Source organism: Staphylococcus ureilyticus (genome assembly GCF_002902235.1).
GTDB classification, from domain to species: Bacteria; Bacillota; Bacilli; order Staphylococcales; family Staphylococcaceae; genus Staphylococcus; species Staphylococcus ureilyticus.
In genome coordinates this window covers 1-16146 of sequence record NZ_PPRL01000022.1, presented here as the reverse complement: position 1 = coordinate 16146, position 16146 = coordinate 1, and the positions used below count along the sequence as shown (strand labels likewise).

General features: G+C 33.5%; 12 protein-coding genes, 6 tRNA genes, 1 rRNA gene and 1 pseudogene. 5 read left to right on the top strand and 15 right to left on the bottom strand.

Annotated elements, in window-relative coordinates:
- Positions 1–710, top strand: a pseudogene (locus CD150_RS02895) (hypothetical protein); the annotation flags it as partial.
- A 269-nt stretch (positions 711–979) separates the two neighbouring features.
- Here the strand turns inward: CD150_RS02895 and CD150_RS02890 are convergent.
- The 4 genes from CD150_RS02890 to glmS all read right to left on the bottom strand — a co-directional run bounded on the left by CD150_RS02890 (position 980) and on the right by glmS (position 5025).
- The gene (locus CD150_RS02890; RefSeq protein WP_103161330.1) at positions 980–1831 is read right to left on the bottom strand and encodes an HAD family hydrolase; all 852 of its coding nucleotides are present in this window, start codon (positions 1829–1831) and stop codon (positions 980–982) included.
- A 51-nt stretch (positions 1832–1882) separates the two neighbouring features.
- Positions 1883–2683: an ABC transporter ATP-binding protein gene (locus CD150_RS02885; protein WP_046207717.1), complete on the bottom strand. Its 801-nt coding sequence runs from the start codon at positions 2681–2683 to the stop codon at positions 1883–1885.
- Positions 2684–2710: 27 nt separating this feature from the next.
- Positions 2711–3070, bottom strand: coding sequence for a DUF2200 domain-containing protein (locus CD150_RS02880; RefSeq protein ID WP_073346173.1), 360 nt, complete (start codon positions 3068–3070; stop codon positions 2711–2713).
- 149 nt (positions 3071–3219) lie between these two features.
- Positions 3220–5025 carry a glutamine--fructose-6-phosphate transaminase (isomerizing) gene (gene glmS, locus CD150_RS02875; RefSeq protein ID WP_073346178.1) on the bottom strand — a complete coding sequence of 602 codons (1806 nt, stop codon included), beginning with the start codon at positions 5023–5025 and terminating at the stop codon, positions 3220–3222.
- 641 nt (positions 5026–5666) lie between these two features.
- Here glmS and CD150_RS02865 point away from each other — a divergent pair.
- From CD150_RS02865 to CD150_RS02850, 4 genes are read left to right on the top strand one after another with little or no spacing between them, the layout of a single operon-like run.
- Positions 5667–7202, top strand: coding sequence for a PTS mannitol transporter subunit IIBC (locus CD150_RS02865; RefSeq protein ID WP_073346182.1), 1536 nt, complete (start codon positions 5667–5669; stop codon positions 7200–7202).
- A gap of 38 nt (positions 7203–7240) precedes the next feature.
- Entirely contained in the window at positions 7241–9271 is a 2031-nt protein-coding gene (locus CD150_RS02860) for a BglG family transcription antiterminator (RefSeq protein WP_073346186.1), read from the top strand.
- A gap of 5 nt (positions 9272–9276) precedes the next feature.
- Positions 9277–9711: a PTS mannitol transporter subunit IIA gene (locus CD150_RS02855; RefSeq protein ID WP_046207711.1), complete on the top strand. Its 435-nt coding sequence runs from the start codon at positions 9277–9279 to the stop codon at positions 9709–9711.
- Positions 9711–10814, top strand: a complete 1104-nt coding sequence (locus CD150_RS02850; RefSeq protein ID WP_064209822.1) for a mannitol-1-phosphate 5-dehydrogenase — start codon at positions 9711–9713, stop codon at positions 10812–10814. Before CD150_RS02855 ends, CD150_RS02850 begins: the two co-directional genes overlap by 1 nt.
- A gap of 310 nt (positions 10815–11124) precedes the next feature.
- Here the strand turns inward: CD150_RS02850 and glmM are convergent, their stop codons facing one another.
- The 11 genes from glmM to rrf all read right to left on the bottom strand — a co-directional run.
- Positions 11125–12480, bottom strand: coding sequence for a phosphoglucosamine mutase (glmM, locus tag CD150_RS02845; RefSeq protein WP_073346195.1), 1356 nt, complete (start codon positions 12478–12480; stop codon positions 11125–11127).
- A 24-nt stretch (positions 12481–12504) separates the two neighbouring features.
- Complete coding sequence (locus CD150_RS02840; protein WP_046207708.1) at positions 12505–13437, bottom strand: CdaR family protein; 933 nt, start codon at positions 13435–13437, stop codon at positions 12505–12507.
- A 1-nt stretch (position 13438) separates the two neighbouring features.
- A complete protein-coding gene (gene cdaA, locus CD150_RS02835) occupies positions 13439–14245 on the bottom strand; it encodes a diadenylate cyclase CdaA (protein ID WP_019467737.1) in 807 nt (268 codons plus the stop codon).
- Between the two features lie 139 nt (positions 14246–14384).
- Complete coding sequence (gene rocF, locus CD150_RS02830; protein ID WP_103161329.1) at positions 14385–15290, bottom strand: arginase; 906 nt, start codon at positions 15288–15290, stop codon at positions 14385–14387.
- A gap of 251 nt (positions 15291–15541) precedes the next feature.
- Positions 15542–15614, bottom strand: a tRNA-Lys gene (locus CD150_RS02825).
- 3 nt (positions 15615–15617) lie between these two features.
- Positions 15618–15692 (bottom strand) — tRNA-Gln (locus tag CD150_RS02820).
- 4 nt (positions 15693–15696) lie between these two features.
- Positions 15697–15780, bottom strand: a tRNA-Tyr gene (locus tag CD150_RS02815).
- Positions 15781–15798: 18 nt separating this feature from the next.
- Positions 15799–15874, bottom strand: a tRNA-Val gene (locus CD150_RS02810).
- A gap of 12 nt (positions 15875–15886) precedes the next feature.
- Positions 15887–15958: transfer RNA gene (locus CD150_RS02805), tRNA-Glu, on the bottom strand.
- Between the two features lie 3 nt (positions 15959–15961).
- Positions 15962–16036, bottom strand: a tRNA-Asn gene (locus CD150_RS02800).
- 15 nt (positions 16037–16051) lie between these two features.
- Positions 16052–16146, bottom strand: a 5S ribosomal RNA gene (gene rrf, locus CD150_RS02795); the annotation flags it as partial.

The following is a 16146-nucleotide window of genomic DNA, read 5'->3' as shown; positions in this document are numbered from 1 at the left end:
GTATTATTATTATATTATTACTTAATATTCTAATAAGTAAGCTATTACAATTAGGCATTGTACAATTATTCACTGCATTACAAGGACCGTTAAGCAGTTCTGATCATGCACTTGGATGGTCATTAACATTCCAAATCATTGCCGCTACTTTACAAGTATTTATATTGTCATTTGTTTATTGGTTCTTTACAATCCTAATCATCAATTATACATTAGCTTTTGTTAAGGAACCTAGTAGAGGCGCTTGGTCATCTGTGAAACGTGGCTTTAAAGCTATTAAAAACGGCAATAAAACTTGGTTTAAATTCTATATAGGTATATTATTGCTAAATTTACTTGTTATCATCTTAGCAAACCCAGTAAGTCAATTAGTTTCTATTAGTACTGGTAGTATTTCACAAACATTAGCAACGACTATTATCTATATTGTGTCAGTAATCGTTATTATAATTAGATTAATCGTTTATTACACAAACTTATTAGCAATTATTCAATACTACAATAAAAATGGCGAGAAAATAGATAAATCAGAAGTTAAAAAATCAAAAGCTTCTACACAATCTAATCAAACATCTAAAGTAAGCAATAGTGTTAATCATACAACTGAGAAAGCTACGGATAAAGTTAATCAAACTTCTGATCAGTTTAAAGATAATGCTGAAGAAAAGGCTTCAGATATCAAAGATCAAATTGATAACAAAGAAAAATAATATCAATAGGAAACAGTTAGGACCATCGTTCTACCTTCAAAAAGGACTAATCCACGTTCAAAAGGATTAGTCCTTTTGAATTTATACTTGTCTTTTTTTACGATACTACTTAACTGTTTATATTATACTTGCACACTCTCAATTGATTCTTATGCTAAAGCATGTGAACAGTCAATTATCCATATCAAAAAAAGACACTTTATCTCATTTAATAATCATTATTAAACGAGAAAATTGTCTTTTTTAATCAATTTATCTATACGTATATTTTATAGTAAATGTTTTTTCAAGTATAATGCCGCACCGTTTTCTTCATTTGTGAATGAAGTGACATCATCAGCTAAAGCTTGAATTTCTGGCCGAGCGTTCTTCATCGCTACAGTATAATTACCAAACGCAAACATCGCTCTGTCGTTATCACTATCACCAATGACTAATGTTTCTTCTTGTTTAATGCCAAAGTAGTCTATCATTTCTTTAATTCCAGTGCCTTTGTCAATACCAAAAGCCATTGTTTCCGCGTTAAAGCGCGATGAATTTGATACACTGATTTGAAGTGCTGTTTGGTCATCGATTAACTGATTTCGAAATTGAGTAATCTTATCATAATCTGGTGAGAATAAATAAATTTTTGAAAATGATGTGTCAGGGATAATTGGTTCCCAACTTACTTTTTCAACAATAGATTCTCTACGGGATATCCACTCACTATAGCCTACGTTTTCAGGTGGTGTTGATTGTTTAAACATAGCTTCTGCCCACGTTTGATCTTCATTAAGAATGATACGATTGCCGTCGAAAGGAAACACTTCATAATAAATTGCTTGTGCTTTTGCTCTTTTCACAATTTCATTTACCGTATCAAATGTTAAACTATGTTTAAAAATAGTTTCATTGTGAACGACACCGTTCGTACCATTAGAACTAATAATACCATCCACTTTAAAGTCTTTAGGTACAAGGTAATGAATCTCATCATGTGCTCTTCCAGTAGCTAAAAACACTTTATAACCATGATTTCTTAAAGTCTGTATTATTTCTGTCGTTTCGTTATCTACACGATTGTTTTTATGTAAAATTGTACCATCCATATCCAAAAATATTGCTTTAACATTTTCCATTTAATCTAAATCCTCCATCATATGTTATCGTCTTAAATTATGGCACTTTGTCTATGTTTCTGCAATGTCTTCATCTTCTAAAAACAATGTATAGCGCCCATGGTTATATGTTATGCTGACATTCCGCTTAAAGAAGTGACTTAATGTTGTATTATTTAGAATTTCGGATAATTGACCTTGTTTGAAAGATTGTCCATTTTTCAATAAAAAACCATAATCAATGTCCTGGGTGATTTCTTCTACAAAATGCGTGACATAAATTACTGCTAATTGAGGATTTTGTTTATACAATTGTGTCAGTGCACTTAATAAATCTTCTCTTGCAATAAAATCTAGTCCTGAAGCTGGTTCATCCAAAATTAAAAGTTTAGGGCTCCCCATCAAAGCTCTTGCTATCAACACTTTTTGACGCTCTCCAGTAGAAAGATAACCATAATATTGATTTTCAAATTGAGTCATTCCCATTTGCTTTAAATATTGTTTTGCCAAATCTATGTGTTGTTGTTGTACATCCTGAAACACACCGATTGACTTAAATATCCCACTCATTACTACATCTAAAACAATTTCACCATCTTGAAAACGATCCATTAAACTACTAGATACAAATCCAATTTGCTGGCGTACATTTTCAGCAGAATATCCTTTGTTTCCAGGCTTCATACCAAATAAAGTCATTTCACCTGACGTATTTGGCTCATAGGCATTTAAAATATTCAATAGTGTCGTCTTACCTGCCCCATTCAAACCATATAACATCCATTTTTCTCCCTCTTTAATCTGCCAACTCACACCTTGAACAATTTCTTTTCCATCTTTTCTTCTTGCTATATTGTTCAAATCAATTAGCATATATATCCCCCTTTGTTAAATTGCCATTTATTTTTGATTCTGTCTAAATATATTTTCCAATGTCTTACCTTTAGCTAATTCATCAACCATCTTGTCTAAATACCTAATCTCTTTCATTACTGATTCTTGCATATTTTCAACACGTATCCCACAAATAACACCTGTCACTTTAGTTCGATGTGGATTTAATCGTGGTGCTTGTTGAATAAATGTTTCATAATCAGTACCATCTTCTACCATTTCATCCAACTGAGATTGACTATAGTCGGTCATCCACTTAATGATCGTGTCCACTTCATTTTTCGTTCTACCTTTTTTTTCGGCCTTTTTCACTAAATGAGGATAAACATTTCCAAAAGCCATAGTATAAATTTTAGGTTTTGTCATTATTGTACACTACCTTTCTTTAATTTCTATATGTAATCGTTCTTCTTAGCATATTAAATTTTCTAAACTTTTGAAAACATTTCACTTTCAATAAGTTAAAAATAAAAGCTGAGACAATTTAATGTCCCAGCTCAAACTTATTTATAAATTTATTCAACTGTAACAGACTTAGCTAAGTTACGTGGTTTATCCACATCTAAATCTCTGTGTAGTGCAGCATAATATGAAATTAACTGCATTGCCACAACAGCAACTAATGGTGTTAACAACTCATGGACATGAGGAATAACGTATGTGTCGCCCTCTTTATTTGATCCATCCATAGAAATTATACAAGGGTTTGCGCCACGTGCAGCAACTTCTTTCACATTGCCGCGAATAGAAAGGTTTACATTTTCTTGTGTAGCTAAAGCAATCACTGGAGTACCCTCTTCAATAAGAGCAATCGTACCGTGTTTAAGTTCACCACCTGCAAAACCTTCTGCTTGAATATAAGAAATTTCTTTAAGCTTCAATGCGCCTTCTAAACTAACATTATAGTCGATTGTACGACCAATAAAGAATGCATTTCTAGTTGTTTCTAAGAAATCTGTAGCAATTTGTTTCATTACATCTGCATCATCCACAATTGTTTCAATAGCAGTAGTCACTTTCGCGAGTTCTCGTAATAACTCAACGTCGGCTTCTTTACCGTGTTCTTTCGCTACAATTTGTGACAAAATTGAAAGTACTGCAATTTGTGCAGTGTAGGCTTTTGTAGATGCAACGGCTATTTCAGGACCGGCATGTAATAATAAAGTATGATCTGCTTCACGAGATAATGTTGAACCAGGAACGTTTGTAATTGTTAATGATTTGTGCCCTAGTTTCTTAGTTTCTACTAATACAGCACGACTATCCGCTGTTTCACCTGATTGTGAAATGTAAATAAATAATGGTTTTTCAGAAAGTAATGGCATATTATATACAAATTCTGAAGCAACATGTACTTCTGTAGGCACGCCTGCCCATTTTTCTAAGTATTCTTTACCAACTAATCCTGCATGATAACTTGTACCTGCTGCGATGATGTAAATTCTGTCTGCATCTGCTACATCTTTTATAATATCCGCATCCATTTTCAAATTACCTTCAGCATCTTGATATTCCTGGATAATACGACGCATTACTGCAGGTTGTTCATGGATTTCTTTCAACATGTAATGATCATAAACACCTTTTTCTGCATCAGCAGCATCAATTTGTGCAGTATAAGCTTCTCTGTCTTGTACCGTACCTTCTTGGTCTTTAATAACTACATCATCACGTTTAACAATAACAATTTCATGATCATGAATTTCTTTGTATTGGTTTGTTACTTGTAACATTGCAAGTGCATCTGAAGCAATAACATTAAAATCATCGCCTACACCAATTAATAACGGCGATTTATTTTTTGCAACATACATAGTGTCACGGTCATGACTATCAATTAATCCTAATGCGTAAGAACCTTCTAATAACGATACAACTTTCGTAAACGCTGCTTCTGTAGAAAGCCCAGTATTTGAGAAGTATTCAACTAATTGAACAATAACTTCTGTATCAGTTTCAGATAGAAATTTTACATCTGATAAATATTCATTTTTTAACTCTTCATAGTTTTCAATTACACCATTATGCACTAAAGTGAAACGTTTAGTTGCAGATTGATGTGGATGTGAATTTTCATAATTTGGCACACCATGTGTTGCCCAACGTGTGTGACCAATACCTACATTGCCATCAACGTCTTTACTATCTGCAACTTTTCTTAACTCTGCAATACGTCCTTTTGATTTAAATACATTTGTGCCGTCATCGTTAACAACAGCAACACCAGCAGAGTCATATCCTCTATATTCTAATTTTTCTAATCCTTTTAGTAACAATTCTTTGGCATTATCATGCCCGATATATCCAACTATTCCACACATATACATACTCCTCCAATTTAATGGTGAAGGGTATTGAACGTTCGGCGTATAGGAACCTGTTCAATATATAAGGCCAATTCAAATAAATTTCTTAACATTCGTTTTTGTAAGAAATTTTAAAAATAGGCACAGAAATCCCATTCACCTTTACTTTTAATTTTTATTTAATTTGGCTATCTTATTAACTTTGTGCACTAGGTCACCCTAATGTTTTCCTTAATAAGTTTACGAATGAGCCACATCCGGGATAGCATCCGCCGATGGTTCGATAACTATCCTCCTCGTCTACAAGCTTCGATTTCATATCTATTAAGATTTCTGCTATAAATCTTAAATGTTAAATATTTAACCGCTTCACTTGCACAGGCGCTTTTATTGATATATTTAAGACAAACTTTCCTCCTTTCCTTCAATACCACTAATTGTACAATGTATTTGTGACCAAATGCAAATTTTTTATTAACTTCATCCTTAAAATAATTGCAAAATGTTTTTATTATTAAAAATTCAAAACCTTCCATATATTAATAGTCATAAACTTGTCAAAAAATATGTGACAAATTTGAGATTACTATTTGTTGTTTATTTATGTAAACAGACCTACAATGATACTTAAATACAGAGAAAAAGAGGTGCAAATTATGTCACAAACAGATGCTCAAGAAAATAAAGGAATTGGTCGTAAAGTTCAAGCCTTTGGTTCATTTTTAAGTAGTATGATTATGCCTAATATTGGTGCTTTTATTGCTTGGGGTTTTATAGCAGCAATATTTATAGATGGCGGTTGGTGGCCAAATAAAGATTTAGGTGAATTAGCTGGACCAATGATTACTTATTTAATACCATTATTAATTGCTTATAGTGGTGGTCGCCTAATACACGAGATGCGTGGCGGAATTATTGCAGCTGTAGCAACAATGGGTGTTATTGTAGCATTACCAGAAACACCTATGTTACTAGGTGCAATGATTATGGGACCACTTGTTGGTTGGTTAATGAAGAAAACTGATGAATTCATTCAACCAAGAACACCACAAGGTTTTGAAATGTTATTCAATAACTTCTCAGCTGGTATTTTAGGTTTTATTATGACTATCATAGGTTTTAAAATATTAGCACCAATCATGGAATTTATCATGCATATTTTATCAGTTGCTGTTGAAGCATTGGTACATGCGCATTTACTTCCATTGGTAAGTATTATTGTTGAACCTGCTAAGATCGTATTTTTAAATAACGCTATAAATCATGGTGTATTTACACCATTGGGTGCAGATCAAGCTGCATCTGCAGGCCAATCTATTTTATACACAATCGAATCAAACCCTGGTCCAGGTTTAGGTGTTTTAGTTGCTTATATGATCTTTGGTAAAGGGACAGCTAAAGCTACTTCATATGGGGCTGGGATTATCCACTTCTTAGGTGGTATTCATGAAATTTACTTCCCTTATGTGTTAATGAGACCTTTATTGTTCATCGCAGTAATATTAGGTGGTATGACTGGTGTTGCTACTTATTCATTATTAGACTTTGGGTTCAAGAGTCCAGCTTCACCTGGTTCATTTATCGTATATATGTTAAATGCCCCTAAAGGCGAATTCTTACACATGATTACAGGTGTGTTATTAGCAGCAATCGTTTCATTTATTGTTTCATCAATTATTTTAAAATTCACAAAAGAAACAGAAGAAGATTTAGAAGCAGCGACAGAGAAAATGGAAGCATCAAAAGGTAAAAAATCGAGTGTATCTTCTAAGTTAACAGGGAATAGTGATGATAACACTTCAACAACTACAAAAGATACAGCTGACAAAAATAGTGATAGTCAATCAGAGGATGATTTACTAGATGACTATGATACAGAGAATGTAGATGCACATGACTACAGTAAAGTAAATCATGTTATCTTCGCTTGTGACGCAGGTATGGGATCAAGTGCTATGGGCGCAAGCATGTTACGTAACAAATTCAAAAAAGCTAGCATTCAAGACGTTGAAGTAACGAATACAGCGATTAATCAATTGCCAAGTGACGCTCAACTTGTCATTACTCAGAAAAAATTGACAGATAGAGCAATCAAACAAGTTCCAAATGCAATTCATATTTCAGTAGAGAACTTCTTAAATTCTCCTAGATATGATGAATTATTAGAAAACCTTAAAAAAGAAGAAAACTAATCACTCACTAAAAAAGAAATAAATTGGAGGGTATGGCTATGTTTTTGAGTACACGTGAAAAAGAAATTATCGAAATGTTAATTAAGTATCACGGTCAATATGTCACTATTTATGACATTGCTCAACATTTAGCTGTATCCTCTCGTACTATTCATAGAGAATTAAAGTCTATTGAGCCATTTTTAGAAAGTTTTAATATTGAATTGGAACGCGTTACGAAAAAAGGTTTACAGTTATCTGGTAGTCCATCAGCGATACATTCATTAAAAAATGAATTACTTCAACAAGTTACGATTGATTTGTCTCAAGAAGAACAAAAAGTAATTATATTATATGCACTTATTCAAGCTAAAGATCCAATCAAGCAATACAGTTTAGCACACGAAATTGGTGTTTCTACGCAAACCCTAGCTAAATTACTAGATGAGTTAGATGGTGAACTCGTACAATATCAATTAACGCTTCAAAAAAAGCGTGGTGAAGGTATTCACCTTTATGGTGCTGAATCAAAAAAAAGAGAGTTATTAAGTCAATTGATGGTTAATAATTTAAACAGTACGAGTGTTTATTCTGTAATAGAAAACCACTTTGTGTATCAATCCATTAATCAAACTCAGTTACCAATGGTAGATTTAGATAAAATCTTCCAAGTTGAGAGGATTCTTATGGATCATTTAGGACAACTACCTTATTCACTGACAGAATCAAGCTATTTAACTTTAACAGTACACATTGTGCTCAGCATTGATCGAATGCTTAAAGATGAATATGTAGCTTTAAATGATGATATTTATAATCATGTCAAAGATACCTTTGAACATCAAGTCGCCTCAGCTTTAGCATTACATTTAGAGCACATCTACGGCGTTCAGTTCAACCAAGCCGAAATAACCTTTATCACGATTCATTTACGCGGGGCCAAACGCAAAGAAACTACTGAAGTGTTTAAAAATAATAAAGATGATCAACGCATCAAAAATCTTATTCAAATGGTATCAGAGATTTCTCAACAAACATTTAAAGATTGGCGAACATTAAGCGAAGGGTTAAAATTGCATATAATACCTGCAATCAATCGATTAAATGCTAATATTGAAACGCATAATCCTTTAACTGAAATGATTAAGCATAAATATCCAAGATTATTTGAAAGTGTACATCAAGGTTTAATAAAAACATGGCCAAATTTTCAATTTCCAGAAAGTGAAATTGCATTTATCGTATTACATTTCGGTGGTGCAATCCAAAAACAAGCCACATCTTTTTATAATGTACTCGTCGTTTGCAGTAGTGGGATTGGTACAAGCCGTCTACTTGCTACACGATTACAACAAACATTTAGTGAAATTCAACAAACAACGCAAGCCTCTGTGGGTGATCTTAATTCCATTGATATTCAACAATATGATGCTATTATTTCAACAGTTAATCTAGATATCAGCTTACCATATCTCACTGTTAATCCATTGTTACCAGATGCAGACATTAATCACGTAGCTGCTTTTCTAAACATGCAACAAGACAAGCCACAAACGCAAATATTTGATGATGCTGATATAACCTTTTCAAATCCTGAATATCAATTAGATTATATCCGTAAAGGACTAGAAGTCATTGATTCGATATATATTGATTATACACATATTCAAGATTGGATTATGTATTTAACAAGACAATTATTTAAACATCAAATTATTGAAGATAAACAGTCATTCGCTGAACTTATTAAGCAACGCATGGATGAACAAGGCTTTGTTTTAGATCCTTATCCTATTGCTATGCCACACTTAAAAAGTGATTTAATTAAAAAACCATTTATCCTAGTCACTATATTAGAAAACCCACTTTTGCTTAAAAGTAATCAAAATGACAAAGTTTCTGTAACATATTTATTAAATATGTTCATACCTCCGGATGATATCATGGCACAACTTATTAGTGAATTATCTGGAAAAATTGGTGAGCATCTCGATAATATCGATCAATTTATGCAACAACCAGAACAATTATCAGATTTACTAAAACAAAGTTATCTGAAAGCATTACAAAATCAATTAAACATGGAGTGAATAATATGAGCGAATTATTTAGCAATGACAATATTTTTATTAATCAAACAGTGAAAGATCAAAACGAAGCAATTGAAAAAGCAGGACAAGCACTTGTATCCAGTGGTGCAGTTACAGAAGACTACATTCAAGCTATGAAAGATCGTGAGCAAGTTGTAACAACATTTATGGGTAATGGATTGGCCATTCCCCACGGTACTGATGAAGCGAAAACTAGTGTATTAAAATCAGGGTTAACTTTAATTCAAATTCCTGATGGTGTTGATTGGGATGGAGAAGAAGTTAAAGTGGTTGTAGGTATCGCAGGTAAAGATGGTGAGCATTTAGATTTACTATCAAAAATTGCTATTACATTTAGTGAAGAAGAAAATGTTGAACGCATTATCAATGCTTCATCAGCTGAAGAAATTAAACAAGTATTTGAGGAGGCTGACGCATAATGAAAGCATTACATTTTGGTGCGGGTAACATTGGTCGTGGTTTTATTGGTTATATTTTAGCTGATAATGATATTAAAGTTACATTTGCAGATGTCAATGCTGAAATTATTGATGCTTTAGATTCAAAACATGAATATGATGTGATACTAGCTGACGATGCGCAAACAACAACTCGTGTGCACAATGTTGACGCAATCAATTCAGGACAACCTTCTGCTAAATTAAAACAAGCTGTATTAGAAGCTGATTTAATTACTACTGCAGTCGGTGTAAATATTTTACCAATTATAGCTAAAACGTTTGCGCCTTATTTAAAAGAAAAAGAAACACCGGTAAATATTGTAGCATGTGAAAATGCCATTATGGCTACGAACACATTGAAAGAGGCAATCTTAGATATCACTGGTCCATTAGATGACCATATTCATTTTGTCAATTCTGCAGTTGATCGAATTGTTCCTCTGCAGTCCAATGAGAATATTTTAGATGTCATCGTGGAACCTTTCTATGAATGGGTTGTAGAAAAAGATGCATGGTATGGTCCAGAATTAGATCATATCAAATACGTGTCTAATTTAACGCCTTATATTGAACGAAAATTATTGACGGTAAACACTGGTCATGCATTCTTAGCCTACGCTGGTAGATATAATAATCAACCTACGATTTTAGATGCAATGAATGATAAAATAATCAAACATGACCTGGAAGAAGTTTTAAAAGAAACCAGTCAATACATTACGAACCAATTTGATTTTTCAACATCAGAACAAGCAAAATACGTTGATAAAATTATTGAGCGCTTTAAAAACCCTCATCTTTCAGATGAAGTAACTCGTGTTGGTCGAGGCACAATCCGTAAAATTGGACCTCAAGATAGAATAATTAAACCATTAAATTATCTCTATCAAAATAATCTAAAACATCATGCCTTAATTAAAGCAGCTGCATTACTATTAAAATACGATGATACGAATGATCAAGAAACAGTTGAAAAAAATAATTATATTAAAGATTATGGTGTTGAAGCATTCTTAAAAGATTATGCTAAAATTGATGATCACTTGGCTTCTGAAATTAACAAAGAATACAACGTTTTATAAAAGATATTGTATTATTAAATATCCAAAATTATAGACTAATCCTCATTTATATGGATTAGTCTTTTTAGTTAATTTTTATAACATTGGTTGTATTTGCAAGAAATAAGTGACTTTATAGCTCAATTCTGTACTTTTCTTATGCTTCTGATTCTACTAGATATCTACCTAACTTATTTTACAAAATGAATTTAAAATATAATATTATGAATTACACACTTCGTTTGGTTTATAGCTAATAAAAAAACTGTCAATACATGTACTAACACTATCATTAGTATCTGTATTAACAGTTTCAAATAAGTCATAGCACTTATTCATTTAACCCCATTTTCTCTTTAACTACATCTGCAATTGTTTGGGCATAATCTTGTGCTGCTTCATCAGTTGCTGCTTCAACCATAACTCTTACTAATGGTTCCGTGCCTGATGGTCTAACTAAAATACGCCCTTCTCCGTTCATTTCAACCTCTACTCTAGTCATAACTTCCTGAACATCTACATTTTCTTCTACGCGATATTTATCAGTCACACGCACATTAACTAAAGATTGAGGATATTTTTTCATTTGTTTTGCAAGTTGACTCAAGCTTTTACCAGTCATTTTAATAATGCTTGCTAACTGCACGCCTGTTAATAAACCATCACCTGTAGTGTTATAATCCATTAACACGATATGGCCAGATTGTTCTCCACCTAAATTATAATTACCTCTACGCATTTCTTCAACTACGTAACGATCTCCTACTTTTGTTTTATTAGATTGAATACCTTCATCTTCTAAAGCTTTGTAGAATCCTAAATTACTCATAACGGTTGAGACGATCATATTATTATTTAATTCTTGGTTCTTGCTCATTGCTTGACCAATGATGAACATAATTTGATCTCCGTCAACGATATCTCCATTTTCATCAATAGCGATTATTCTATCGCCATCACCATCAAACGCTAATCCAAAGTCACATTCAGCCTCAACAACTTTTTCAGACAATGTTTCTGGATGTGTTGATCCTACATGATCATTAATATTATAACCATTAGGATTACAGCCAACCGTAACTGTATCAGCCTCTAAATCTCCAAATAAAAACGGTGCTAGAGATGAAGTAGAACCATGGGCACCATCTAAGGCGATTTTCATACCGTCTAAGTTAACATCAATCGTTGATTTTAAATAACTTAAATACTTCTGCGCACCTTCAAAATAATCAGAATAATGCACAATGTCTTCACCTACAGGTCGTGGTAATTCTGGATTTTCTTGATCTAATAATTGCTCAATTTCTCTTTCTTGATCATCAGATAGTTTGAAACCATCTGAACCGAAAAATTTAATACCGTTATCTGGGACAGGATTATGAGAAGCAGAAATCATAACACCTAATTCAGCTTCCATCTCTTTAGTTAAATATGCTACGCCAGGTGTTGATATAACGCCTAAACGCATAACTTCTGCACCGATTGAAATCAATCCAGCAATCAACGCAGATTCAAGCATTTCACCAGAAACACGAGTATCTCTACCTACTAGTACTTTAGGGTGCTTTTCACCTTCATTATGGGCTAACACGTAACCTCCAAAACGCCCTAATTTAAACGCAAGTTCTGGCGTTAATTCTTTGTTTGCAACGCCCCTTACGCCGTCTGTACCAAAATATTTTGCCATGATTTATATCTCCTTTATAAAAATCTATTTAATATTAATTTTTGCTGTTGTTTCATTTGGTTCAATTTTCGAAACGTCATCTGGTAATTTAAATTCTACATTTTTTTCAGTTGATTCTGTAACTCCATCTAAATCGATTTCTGCAGTAATTTCGTCAATATCTTGAATGTCGTTTCTATTACCGAAAATTTCTACTTCTTCTTTATCTAATTTTATATCATCTATTTCTTTACCTTTAGGTAAGGCGCCTATTGCTTTAGTTTTCACTTTTACTTTCTTACTATAATCTTCCAATTTGACGCTCAAATTAACTTCATTTGGTTGTATTAATACTTTGATTTTATTGAGTTTTCTATCAAAAGCAGTGATACGTGCAATATCCGTAGTATCTTTACTAATTTTATCTTTATCTTTAAACGTAGCTTTTAAGTATGCAATTTTATCAATTTGCTTGCTACCACCAGTAACTTTAACTGTTTCAGGTGATACGCTTTGGTCACTCACTTTATAATTGGCATCTAAGTCATTATCACTCACATCAGGTTCTACTTTAAGTTTCTTAGTAACTTTTTCTTCAAGATTAACTGTTGTTTCTTTTGGCTTAACTGTATAATCAACGTCTTTATTTAAACCATTGACCTTGAATTGTGTGGTATGTTTTCCAGCTTTCTCACCACTCAAATCAAGAACAGCTTTAATATTTTCGCCGTTTTCAGCTTTCAACACTTGAGATTGTGGACCAGATATTTCAATATCCACTTTATTCGGTACATCGCTAGCATATAACGATTTACTATCATAATTAACTTGTACTGGTACATCCTGAAGTGTTTCAGTAGATTTTTGTCCCAGTTGGTCAGCATTAAAGATATTACCAAACATGTTATTGACAGATAAGAAGAATACTAATGCTAAAACTAATGCGATTAATCTTAATCCCCATTTACTTTCTAACATATTAATTCACACCTTTCTCTTGAAAGTGTGTGCCAAACCAATGTTCAGCCAATAATTCTTCAAATGCTTCATTAGATATATCTTTTCTTAATTTACCATCAAACGTGACTGAAATAGATCCTGTTTCTTCAGATACTACTACTGTAAATGCATCTGAAACTTCTGAAATGCCCACAGCTGCCCTATGTCTTGTTCCCAGACTTTTAGCTATTTTAGCACTGTCTGACAGTGGCAAATAACTGGCAGCACTTGCAATTTTGTTCGCTTGAATGATCATAGCACCATCATGTAAAGGTGTATTTGGTATAAACACATTAGTCAGTAATTCTTGAGAAATTTCGGAATTCATTGCTATACCTGTTTCAATATAATCTTGTAATCCTGTTTCTTTTTCAAATACGATTAATGCGCCAATCCGGCGTTTAGCCATATACTGAACAGCCTTAGAAACAGATGAAATAAGCTTGTCTTCATCACTATTCAAACTTGTAGAATAGCGTTTAAATAGACTTCCTCTACCCAGTTGTTCTAAAGCACGTCTAATTTCCGGCTGAAATATAACGATTAAAGCTAAAACACCCCATTGTATTACTAAATCAAACAAACGAGATGTCGCTGTTAAGTTTAACATTTTACTCACTTGTTGGCCGATCACAATTACTACAATACCTTTCAGCAATTGAATCGCTTTTGTACCTTTAAATACTGTAATGAGAAGATAAAGTACATACCATACAATGAGCAAATCGAGTACACTAGCAATTATTTTGACTGTACTCCAATCATCAAAAAAGTTGGATAAATCCATAACATCTCCTCCGGTTATCTGTTCCCATGTTATATATTATACCAATCATAACATTAACTGTCATATTAAGTATTAAATTTTTATCGTAAAATTAAAAAAAATAATATGGAATTAGCCCCATATTATTCCTTTTATTGTTTTATAATAATGTTTCACCAAAGAAACTACCTACTAATGAAACTGCCTGTTCTGCCGTGTGATTATTCATATCTATCAATGGATTTACTTCAACTAAATCCATGGAAGTGATTAAATTTGAATTATGTAATAATTCTAGCGCAAAATGACTTTCTCTATATGTTAAGCCTCCTAGTACTCTTGTACCAGTTCCTGGTGTTTCAGCAGGATCTAAGGCATCTACATCTAATGACAAATGAATGCCATCTGTTTTAGATTTCAAGTAATCTAAAGTTGCCTCCATCACGTGCTTAATCCCAAGTTTATCAATATCGGCCATTGTATATGTTTTTATATTATTTTCTTTAATATATTGACGTTCTCCCTTATCTAAATCTCTCATACCTATCAGTACAATGTTCTCTGGTCTAACTTTTGTCGCATAATTAGAGATATTCACTAAACGTGAGTCCCCTTCGCCTGCCAACACTCGCAGTGGCATCCCATGTATATTACCTGAAGGTGATTCTTCAGGTACATTTAAATCACCATGTGCATCATACCAAATCACTCCTAAATTTTCATAGTGTTTACTAATACCAGAAATTGAGCCTATTGCTATGGAATGGTCACCACCTAATATAAGTGGAAAATTACCATTATCAACACTTTGTGATACTGTTTCACTAAGTTGGTTAGATACTTCAACTATTTCATCTAAATTGCGTAATCCTTTTTGAGCTGAGTTGAACTTCTCTAAATGTATTGCAGGAACACTAATATTACCTGAATCTTTAACATTAATTCCAATATTTTGTATTCGTTCTACAATACCTGCATAACGGATTGCGTCCGGTCCAAAATCTACCCCCAATTTTTTTTGACCATAAGTCGAAGGTGCACCAATAATCTCTACTAATTTATTCATTTAAAAAACCCCTTTGTTTTCGTTTGATATTAGGATAATCTAAAGTGATATGACTTTCAAGCTAATACAAAAGCCCCCAATTATGTAAATTTAAGTAAATTACATAAAGAAACAAAATAACGATTTTTAATTCAAAATAACTAGATATAGCAACGTCATTTTATTATTTTAAACAAAAAAATGTATATAATAAATATTAAAAAACTTCTATTAAAAAACAAAAAAAGCATTCCCGAAGGAATGCTTAAAAGTGAGCCATAGAGGATTCGAACCTCTGACCCTCTGATTAAAAGTCAGATGCTCTACCAACTGAGCTAATGGCTCTAATGGCTGGGCTAGCTGGATTCGAACCAGCGCGTGACGGAGTCAAAGTCCGTTGCCTTACCGCTTGGCTATAGCCCATTAATGGTGGAGGGGGGCAGATTCGAACTGCCGAACCCGAAGGAGCGGATTTACAGTCCGCCGCGTTTAGCCACTTCGCTACCCCTCCGTATTATTAAATTAACAATGGTGGAGGATGACGGGTTCGAACCGCCGACCCCCTGCTTGTAAGGCAGATGCTCTCCCAGCTGAGCTAATCCTCCAATATGTATCAATGACCCCGACGGGACTCGAACCCGTGTTACCGCCGTGAAAGGGCGGTGTCTTAACCGCTTGACCACGGGGCCATATGGCTCCACAGGTAGGACTCGAACCTACGACCGATCGGTTAACAGCCGATAGCTCTACCACTGAGCTACTGTGGAATAATAATATATATTGCCTGGCAACGTCCTACTCTTGCGGAACGTAAGTCCGACTACCATCGGCGCTAAGGAGCTTAACTTCTGTGTTCGGCATGGGAACAGGTGTGACC